Source organism: Variovorax sp. 01T439_2, assembly GCF_056398445.1.
In genome coordinates this window covers 1-7924 of record NZ_JBFTPJ010000170.1, presented here as the reverse complement: position 1 = coordinate 7924, position 7924 = coordinate 1, and the positions used below count along the sequence as shown (strand labels likewise).

At 60.7% G+C, this 7924-nt stretch carries 8 protein-coding genes and 2 pseudogenes; 4 read left to right on the top strand and 6 right to left on the bottom strand.

Annotation, left to right across the window (positions count from 1 at the left end):
• Nucleotides 1-867 precede the first annotated feature (867 nt).
• A complete protein-coding gene (locus tag AC1DOC_RS10640) occupies nt 868-1074 on the bottom strand; it encodes a hypothetical protein (RefSeq protein WP_015865967.1) in 207 nt (68 codons plus the stop codon).
• A 62-nt stretch (nt 1075-1136) separates the two neighbouring features.
• Here AC1DOC_RS10640 and AC1DOC_RS10635 point away from each other — a divergent pair, with 62 nt between their 5' ends.
• On the top strand, nt 1137-1484 hold the full coding sequence (locus tag AC1DOC_RS10635; RefSeq protein ID WP_018907113.1) for a helix-turn-helix domain-containing protein: 348 nt from the start codon (nt 1137-1139) through the stop codon (nt 1482-1484).
• 217 nt (nt 1485-1701) lie between these two features.
• On the opposite strand, the gene AC1DOC_RS10630 is transcribed toward AC1DOC_RS10635, so the two are convergent.
• The gene (locus tag AC1DOC_RS10630; protein ID WP_015865969.1) at nt 1702-3072 is read right to left on the bottom strand and encodes a HipA domain-containing protein; all 1371 of its coding nucleotides are present in this window, start codon (nt 3070-3072) and stop codon (nt 1702-1704) included.
• Nucleotides 3059-3385: a helix-turn-helix domain-containing protein gene (locus tag AC1DOC_RS10625; protein WP_015865970.1), complete on the bottom strand. Its 327-nt coding sequence runs from the start codon at nt 3383-3385 to the stop codon at nt 3059-3061. The genes AC1DOC_RS10630 and AC1DOC_RS10625 overlap by 14 nt, the downstream gene beginning before the upstream one ends.
• 426 nt (nt 3386-3811) lie before the next feature.
• Between AC1DOC_RS10625 and AC1DOC_RS10620 the strand changes: the two genes are divergently transcribed.
• Genes AC1DOC_RS10620 through AC1DOC_RS10610 form a run of 3 tightly spaced genes read left to right on the top strand, consistent with a single transcriptional unit; the run spans nt 3812 to nt 5861 of the window.
• Nucleotides 3812-4501, top strand: coding sequence for a hypothetical protein (locus AC1DOC_RS10620; protein ID WP_015865971.1), 690 nt, complete (start codon nt 3812-3814; stop codon nt 4499-4501).
• Nucleotides 4498-5226 (top strand): hypothetical protein, encoded by a 729-nt coding sequence (locus tag AC1DOC_RS10615; RefSeq protein WP_028254104.1) that lies wholly within the window; start codon nt 4498-4500, stop codon nt 5224-5226. The genes AC1DOC_RS10620 and AC1DOC_RS10615 overlap by 4 nt, the downstream gene beginning before the upstream one ends.
• Entirely contained in the window at nt 5223-5861 is a 639-nt protein-coding gene (locus AC1DOC_RS10610) for an RES family NAD+ phosphorylase (RefSeq protein ID WP_015865973.1), read from the top strand. Before AC1DOC_RS10615 ends, AC1DOC_RS10610 begins: the two co-directional genes overlap by 4 nt.
• A gap of 155 nt (nt 5862-6016) precedes the next feature.
• Here AC1DOC_RS10610 and AC1DOC_RS10605 read toward each other — a convergent pair.
• The 3 genes and pseudogenes from AC1DOC_RS10605 to AC1DOC_RS10595 form a co-directional block, all read right to left on the bottom strand.
• Nucleotides 6017-6100: pseudogene (locus tag AC1DOC_RS10605) on the bottom strand (ESPR domain-containing protein); the annotation flags it as partial.
• Between the two features lie 219 nt (nt 6101-6319).
• A complete protein-coding gene (locus AC1DOC_RS10600) occupies nt 6320-7210 on the bottom strand; it encodes a response regulator transcription factor (RefSeq protein WP_230537976.1) in 891 nt (296 codons plus the stop codon).
• A gap of 2 nt (nt 7211-7212) precedes the next feature.
• A pseudogene (locus AC1DOC_RS10595) lies at nt 7213-7924 on the bottom strand (hypothetical protein); the annotation flags it as partial.

Here is a 7924-nt window from a genome sequence, read left to right as displayed (position 1 = left end):
GATGGCGGCTGCGGCATATCCATCACACGGATCGCGGTTGTCGGTACGCGAGCGAGACGTCCCGACGTGCATTGCAGGAGGCCTGGCTTCGAGGCTCCGCGTGCGCTCCCGAAAGGGTCAAGCACACCTTTGATCGGCTCGCAGCTCAACAGCCCGTTGCCACAAGCCGTCTTCGCTGTTTCGCAAAGGGCCGTCGCCTCGATCGAGGTATCGCTGTTGTCGGCGATCGATCGGAAAGAAGGCCTGACCTCAAGCACGCCTCACCGCACGCAGGCGCATGCCTTTCCGATCCGAGGGTGGCTTATTGCAAGACGGCCGGTATCGTCTCACGGGACTCCTGCACAGACTTCACGCGGGCTTCACTTGCGCCGCGCACACTGGCTTTCGACAGCGGTTCGGCGCTGGTAGAGGCAAGGGGAAGAAAGAAATGGCTCAGGGAAACGCCTCGATGCCGATACCGCTGTCACCCTTCAAATGGCGATCTGGCCAATACGGGCGTTCACGAAAGCGAAATGATGCAGAGGCACCGTGTTGAGCATTGGCTTGCGCGCGACAGCGCATGCGCAGTCGGGGTAACAGAGATGAGCAGCAGCGGCAGAATCTCCTCATGTTCACAAACCAGGAGTGGACCGACGAAGCATCGAATGCGATGGCGATCGCGTGGCGCAGGAAAGCGCTCGAGGGAGGGCTTCACGCACGCGGGATGGTCCACGAATTCGAAACTGAATTTCGAAGACATGCCGGTGCGCCACATGTCAACGATCCGTTGCGAAATACCCCCATGCGAGCACCGGCAGCGCGAATCCAATCCACGACGTGAGTGCCTGCCTCGCCGCATTGGGACCCTCCTCAGGCCCTTGAGCCAAGTCACGATTCGACGCGCCAGTGTTTGGGCCAATCATCAAAGCTTTCCAGCGGAACCGAGTTGCGCAGAAGGGTGTACATCGGCTCTTCGGGAAAGTCGTTCAATCGAACGACGAGCGCTTCGCCGTCCGCGTCGGTCGCCCGAAAAGGGAATTCCGCGTCACCGGTCTTCGTCCACGAGATCGGGGTCTCCAGATGGCTGGCCGTCATTTCTTGATTCCGAACTTGTTGTTGTACTCCGCGCTGGTCCTCGATGCTCCCTCGATGATCGAGTGGTAGACATCATCGCCTTGCAGGCCCTGCGATTGGTACTTCTGTACTTCCTGCTGAAAAGTAGGGCCATCCGGCGATCCGTATTTTTGGAGATCTCTCAGGCGCAGCCCTTCCACCTCGGCCGGATCCTCGACCCAGCGCTGTTGGCGCTTGGGACCGCCATCAAGGCATTGCGCAAGACGCATGGCATTTCACAAGAAGAACTTGCGCATCGCAGCCACATCGATCGCTCTTACATGAGCAGCATCGAAAGGGGGATGCAAAACCCTGGCGTGATGACCGTTGTACAGATCGCCGCCGGCCTCGGCGTGTCCGTGGCCGAGTTGGCGGCCAAGGCACGACTCTGAGCGCTTAGGTCGTATTTCTCATCGTCAGTCTCGGGGCGCCGCGCAGGATGCAACCGACTATTCCCCAGAACGGGGCCCGGCATCTCGGGAACCTCAACGAGCCCGACGCCAGAGTAGATCGTCTTGCCAATCTTGAGCACCGGCGCCATCAGGCTTCAGCGCGTCCTGGTGTACTTCTTCATGGCCGTGAATGGCATACCCGATGGCGCCGCACCCGCTAGAAGTGCTCGGCGGTGAAGGCACTGGCGCCGGCCGCCAGCTCCACCAACGTTTGGCTGCGCCGCTGCACCAGTTCGCATATCGGGTGCAGAAAGTCACGCTCCTCTTCGGTGTACACCGGGGCGGAAAGAAGTTCGGGTGCTCTCTTCATCGCACGGGACAGCCGCTCGGTCTCCCGGTGCAACAGCTTTTGATCGATGCCGCATAGGTGGGCGAAATGCGCAAGCTCCATCGCGTTGAGTTCTTCCCATCCGAAGGCATCGCCGAAGGACATTGCGAAGCTTTGGTCGAGTTCCGGATATTGAGCCACGCTCACGACGTCATACCACGGCGCGGGCTCAAGCATGGTTCGGTCGACGAAGAATGAAAAGTTCTTTCCATGCGCATCGGAGTTGCCGACCGCCAGCTGGAACAGTGCCCAACGCAACATCTCCAACCGCGCCACCGCCGGGCGGCGCATGAGAGCGGCAAGACCAAAAAGTCGCGGCAGACTCATCCCATCGCGATATGGTGCGAGGGCGGGGGAATTGCCCAGATGGCGCTCATATTTGGAATCCACCGAAAGATCGGCAGCCTGGCAGGCGTCGATGACGTGCAGCTTTGTCACCCAATCGTGGTTTTCTTCGGCGCGCCATTGCCGGTCGAACCGGGCGACGACCAGAACCGGAACCCTCAGCCGCATGATGGCAACACGGGCCACCTGAGCGCCATACGCCCCTGCGAGCGTCATGCAGTAGTGCTCGTTGGCCACGAGGTGAGGTGTACGTGGGCCGGCCGGCTGCGGCTTGAGAATAAAAGTCGAGGCCAGTGGCGGCTCCGGCAGCCACATGCTGGCCTCTGTGTCATGGACGAGGTCGTGCGCAGCCCATACGGCCAGCTTGTCCTGATAGCCCGCAATCGACATTCGCACCCGGCCGTCCCACACCGTGAGGCCGCCTTCCTTTGCAGCATCGATACGGCCGCTGAGCTCCTCTCGCGACAGAAAGCGTTGTTCTCGACGAGCGGCCGCAGCCGGTGGTTGATCGAAGGGCTGGAACTCCAGGGCCCCGGTCGTCTCCCCTCCCATTTCCCGCAGCAGTGCAAATGCGTTGCTCGGTGCGACGTGGAGTTGCTCGAGCGCGGCGCGAAGAGGCGCCCCCTCCGGAAAGAGGTTCACGATGAAGCGTCGGATCGCATGAGAGTCATAGCCGTCCGGTGGCGGCTCCAAGGGAAACGCCGGCGAGAGTTGAAAGGCACCCTGGCGCGCCCATGCGTGGTCATAACGGAACGACCACCGGTCTTCCGCTCTTGAGTAGGCGAGTTCGCCGACCGGGGTGCCACCATCGTGCGTCACGCGCAAGCGATACACGTTGTCCTCAGACCCGCTCATCGTCCGACGCCTTCTGCCTGTCTACAAAACTCTGCAGGTCACTTTTGGGGCCGACCACAAGCCCAAGACCAAGCCCGTCGAGTACCGCCTGCAGCTTGTCCAGCCGGACGGAGCCCGCTCCATTCTCAAGTCGCGAGACCAGGTCGACAGAGACGCCAAAGAGGCTCGCCGCGTCGTCGATGCGAAGTTGTTGCCGCTTTCTGGCTTGACGCACGTACTGCCCAAGGCCGCCCTGCCCGCGCACCAAGATCGGGGGCGATGCAACTGGGTCGGCAGCGCGGATCACCTTCTGCTTGACGCCGGTGGAGTTCATTTCGGAATTTACTAAACACTCGCGTGGATGCGCGTGCTCACCACAATATTTCTGATATTCCGAACTTTAACGCTGCGCCGGGTGTTTTGGAAGAGTATTCACTAAATTCCGAAACTATGACATCTGCCTCAACACGCACAATGTTGTCGACAGTGTGATTGTCGATGGTCCTGGGTTGGGCAAGGTCAGCCGGGAACGGTCGCGCCAAACTCGCGTCAGTTGAGAAAAACGCCCACACTATTTGAGAAGTTCGCTGGATGACCATGCACTGCTCGCAGCGGAACGCCACGGACCTCTGAGAGCGCGCGCCGCTTGGCGGCATTGGCCTTGTATTTTTGCCCGGATGAAACAGACTCCTGGACGAAAACAAACTTGTCAAATTTRACAAACTTGACAAACTTGAATGATCCGCTAGACTTGCGCTCTATGAGCAATAGAACCGTCCATGAGTTTGCATCGGAGCTTCGAAAGAGTCCCGAAGCGCTTCTTGAGCAATTTCGCTGTGCCGGTGTCGCGAAGTCCGGGCCTGACGATCTGGTGACCGAGGCGGACAAGTACGCGCTGCTGCGTTTTTTGAAGGCCTCCAATGGCGTCGGCGAAGGCGAGCGCAAGAAGATCACCCTGGTCAAGAAGGGGGCTGGCAAGAACGTCAAACCAGATCCGGAAGCGGCGGGTCGGGAGCAAGCTCAAGAATTCATTGAGAAGCTTCATAGAGATCTGCTCGAACGCAGCGTTGAAGTAACCGTGCGCGGCGGTCGGCGAACTTTGCTGATTCGAGAGGACAACGGCGACCTGGCCCTGTTGGCGCCACCCGGCGAGTGCCTGAGCTTCGATCCTCCTCGGAAGATGGTGCTGATCAGCTCGTATCTTTCAGATGTGCTTTCCATCTTGCGGGGAGATCGTCTCGAGTCTGTCGTGACGGTGCCGCGAGCGCTGGGCAAAGTGCTGAGAAGTTATCTGCGCACGATTGCCGATCTCGCTGTCCCGGACTCCCAACGCGGACTGTGCAGTCAGAGCGGACGCATCCGCCAAGCAAATCTGATGGGTGCGGCGAACGATCTCGTTCGCTATGAACACATCTTCCCGGCCTGCGCGGCAACCGTTTCACTGACGTGAATTTGATGCCGCTTGAGCGGCAAAACCCGGCCATGTCTTCAAAAACTTCTTCCAAAGTCAAGTCCTCCTCCCTTCTCGAACCGACCGTGCTACTTGCTGTGACACCTGCGATGCTTCTCGACATTCAACAGACCATGCCTGCCCAAAATTGGGTCGACTGGGGATCTGTGTCGTCGGAATCGCTGGACGTGCACCGCGAACTCGCAAGGTTGCCGAGCCGGGCCAAGAATCTCAAAGTGATGGTCATGAGCGACCATCGGCCACTGGGCCAACCCGTTCGAGCGTCCAGATCCCCAAGCCCTTCGGCTAATGAGGATCTGCTTTCGGCGGACGCCATGGCAACCACGATGAACTGCACCCGCGCCAACGTCTATGAGCGAGAGAAGAAGGGCAACCTCTTTTCAGTGCTTCCGCCTGGGCGCGAGAACGGCCGAAAGTACCCGGCCTTTCAGATTCATCGGGGTGTCGACAGCGGGCTTTTGGTCGCATTGATTGCCCTGTATCGCGATCAGGCGGCGCCGACCAACTTGCTATGGGATTTCTTGCGCTCGGTTCAAGCAGCCTTCGGCGGTGCTACCGGGGTGGAGGTGCTCAAGGGTGAGCATCCGCAGCGATCCGGAGTCGACAAGTCGGTGCTGTCAGCGCTATATGCACTGACGCCCGCTGAACGGCGCAGCTTCGTGATGGACCATGCTTTGGAGGACCTGAATCACGCAACTGCATGAGCATCCAAAATAACGCGACAGTCGCCGCGGTGCCTTGGGAAGGCCGCGTCGTCACAATGATGGGTCTTCCGGTTGGTTCGGAATTCCACCGCGTCTTCCGCCATCCGGATGGCGACTGGAAGGCTCCGCCCGAGAAATACCGCAACGGGCGGATCGACCCTCCGTCGGGGCGCAAGGCGGATTTCTCAATCCTCTATACCGCCGAGAGTCTGCTGACGGCAGCCGTCGAGGCCCGTGCGCTTCGCATTCTGGAAAGCAATGGTCTCGACCTGCCCGATCTGGTCGAGGTTCGCGACCCGGAATTGCCTGCGCGTCATTGGGTCATGTACACGCTGATGGCGCCGGCGCTGTTCGTCAACCTCGAGCATCGTCAAACGGCTCAAGTCTTCGGTCTCGACCCGGACATGGTGCTCGATCGAATCGACGTGTGGCAGCAGGCCAGCGCGGCGGTGTGGGATGCGATCGCGGCAAATCCTCCGCCCGCGATCGCTGAGGTCGCTGGCATCTGCTATCAGAGCAAGCACCGCGCTTCCAATGGCTGGAATTTCGGGTTCTTCCACGGGAGCACACGCAGCTTTTGCGGCGTGGCAAATTCAAGGCCTTTACTTGGCCGCCGCCTTGATGCAAACAGATAGCGAATAGGCCGCGCCTTTGCGCCAGGTCGCATTCGACACGCACATGTCCCGCCTGAAGCGACAGCACCGCATCCGTTGGCCGCCCAGGCGGGCGATGCGCTGCCGAAAACAGCCGTGGCCAGAAGGGCCGCGCCGATCGTGATGCTTGAAGATTTCTTGCGGCGCGCGGTGCACCCCTCGCTGGCCGCAACCCAGGCGCCGAGCGCCTCGTTCCAGATGCTGCGAAATGACTTGTTCACATTTACTCCCTCGTGCTAGATAGACATAGATCGCCGACCACGCTGTGCTGCGTGAGTTGCTCCAAGGACTGAAGCACTGCACTTCGAATCTCCGGCCGATCGCGTTTTCCGAGGCAGAGCGACCGTGCAAGACCTCGAATTGGGCGGAATCTATCGTGGTGAAACGTCGAGGTGAAAAGCGATTGAACGCCTATGTCGGCTAGCCGACATAGGCGATATTCATTTGTTTGCAACTGTGAAAAATGTCCGAGGCCCAGGAGGAGTCGGGGCGATCGATGCGTCCTTTGCCAAACCACCTTCCGCCTCGCGCGAGGCGATGCCGCGACTTTCCCCGGCGGGCCCGTCCAACCGGTATCCCATGCCGTGGACGGCCCGGAGGTCCCAGCCATTGGCCCTGAGATCCAAGACGCGCCGCAAACGAGAAATGCAGACGTCGAGGGTTCGTGACTGCGTGTCTTCGTATTTGTCCCAGACGGTCGAGTACAACCACTCGCGCGTGAGCGTCTGGCCTGCATGGGAGAACAGTTCGAACGCGACGTCGACTTCCGTCGCGCGAAGGTGAACCCTCTCACCCGAAACCTCGACGGCATCGCTCATCAGAGAAAAGCGATAGCAATCCCATGTTGGATCGGATTCGTGCACATGCACACCGAAGCGCCGCATGAACATGCGCGCGACACAGCAGAACTCGACGAATGATGTGGGGCGCACGATCACGTCATTCGCCGCATTCCAGTGCGAGTCCGACAGCACCGGCACTTGATCTCGCGAAGCCAGGCACAGTACCGGCGTCCCACGCCCGACCAGCGCCTTGACCTCCGCGAGCTGCAGGAGGGCCGACTCGGCATCGCCCTCTACAGCCAGGAAGACCATGTCGAATTCCGGCGCAAGCTCGGCAGTGCTCGCGAATGCCTTCGGTTGATGTCCGAGTCGTCGAACGGCTCGGCGTCCGTATTCGCGCGTACGCATCGCCGGGTCGAGCACCGCAATGCGCGCGCCTTCGGATCTCCCCAATCTCATCGATTGCACCGCCGTTCGATGCCACGCTGGCGTGGACCGTGCGTCCGATTCGCTGCCGCCGTCGACGGCTCTTGGCAAGGTATTTCTCATGCTCAGTTCACCTTGACAGTAAAGAGGACCGTGCCCGACGCGCCAGGGTCCAGCGGCCCCGCGAACTTCCAGCTCAGCGCACCCGTTCCACCCTCTGCTTGCGCGGCACTGCAATCCACGGCCGGAGCCGGGGCCGGGTTGGCGGGCGTGTTCTTCTGGCAGCTCGCGAGYGTGGCCGGTGTCGTGTCCGCCTGCGCCGCAATGAAGGCCGTGAATTGCGGTGTCGTGTCGTTGACTGTCAAGCCGCTGATCGGGGTCGTTCCGTTGTTGGTATAGGCGATGCGGTACTCCAGCGTCTCGCCGGGCTTGGCCTGGTTGTTGATGCCGAAGCTGCCGCCGCGTGTCACGTTTCGTACTTCCTTCTTGAGTTCCAGCGCACTGGTCGACACGGTGGTGATGTCGGTCACCGTGTAGGTGGCGTTCAGGCCCGGGCCGGCGTTGGTGTAGACGAAGCTGGCCTGCACGGTGCTGGTGTTGTTATTGCCGCTCATCGCGTTGGCGGGAATGAACTCCTGCATCACGATGCACACGTTCTGTCCCGTGGCCACCGTCACCGGCACGGCCGGCGGGTAGAGCAGCGCCGCGCCGGCCTGCAGCGCGCCGGTGCAGCCGGTGTCGGCAAAGATCTTGCCGCTCCAGCCGCTGATCGCAGGCGTGTCCACGGCATTCGGGATATCGAAGCTCACTTCACCGCCCGTGCGCGCGGTGAAGGTG

Excerpts from the sequence above, each read along its gene's own strand:
- AC1DOC_RS10640 (WP_015865967.1), bottom strand. The coding sequence starts at position 1,074 with ATGACGGCCAGCCATCTGGAGACCCCGATCTCGTGGACGAAGACCGGT.
- AC1DOC_RS10630 (WP_015865969.1), bottom strand. The coding sequence starts at position 3,072 with ATGAGCGGGTCTGAGGACAACGTGTATCGCTTGCGCGTGACGCACGAT.
- AC1DOC_RS10625 (WP_015865970.1), bottom strand. The coding sequence starts at position 3,385 with ATGAACTCCACCGGCGTCAAGCAGAAGGTGATCCGCGCTGCCGACCCA.
- AC1DOC_RS10620 (WP_015865971.1), top strand. The coding sequence starts at position 3,812 with ATGAGCAATAGAACCGTCCATGAGTTTGCATCGGAGCTTCGAAAGAGT.
- AC1DOC_RS10610 (WP_015865973.1), top strand. The coding sequence starts at position 5,223 with ATGAGCATCCAAAATAACGCGACAGTCGCCGCGGTGCCTTGGGAAGGC.
- AC1DOC_RS10600 (WP_230537976.1), bottom strand. The coding sequence starts at position 7,210 with ATGAGAAATACCTTGCCAAGAGCCGTCGACGGCGGCAGCGAATCGGAC.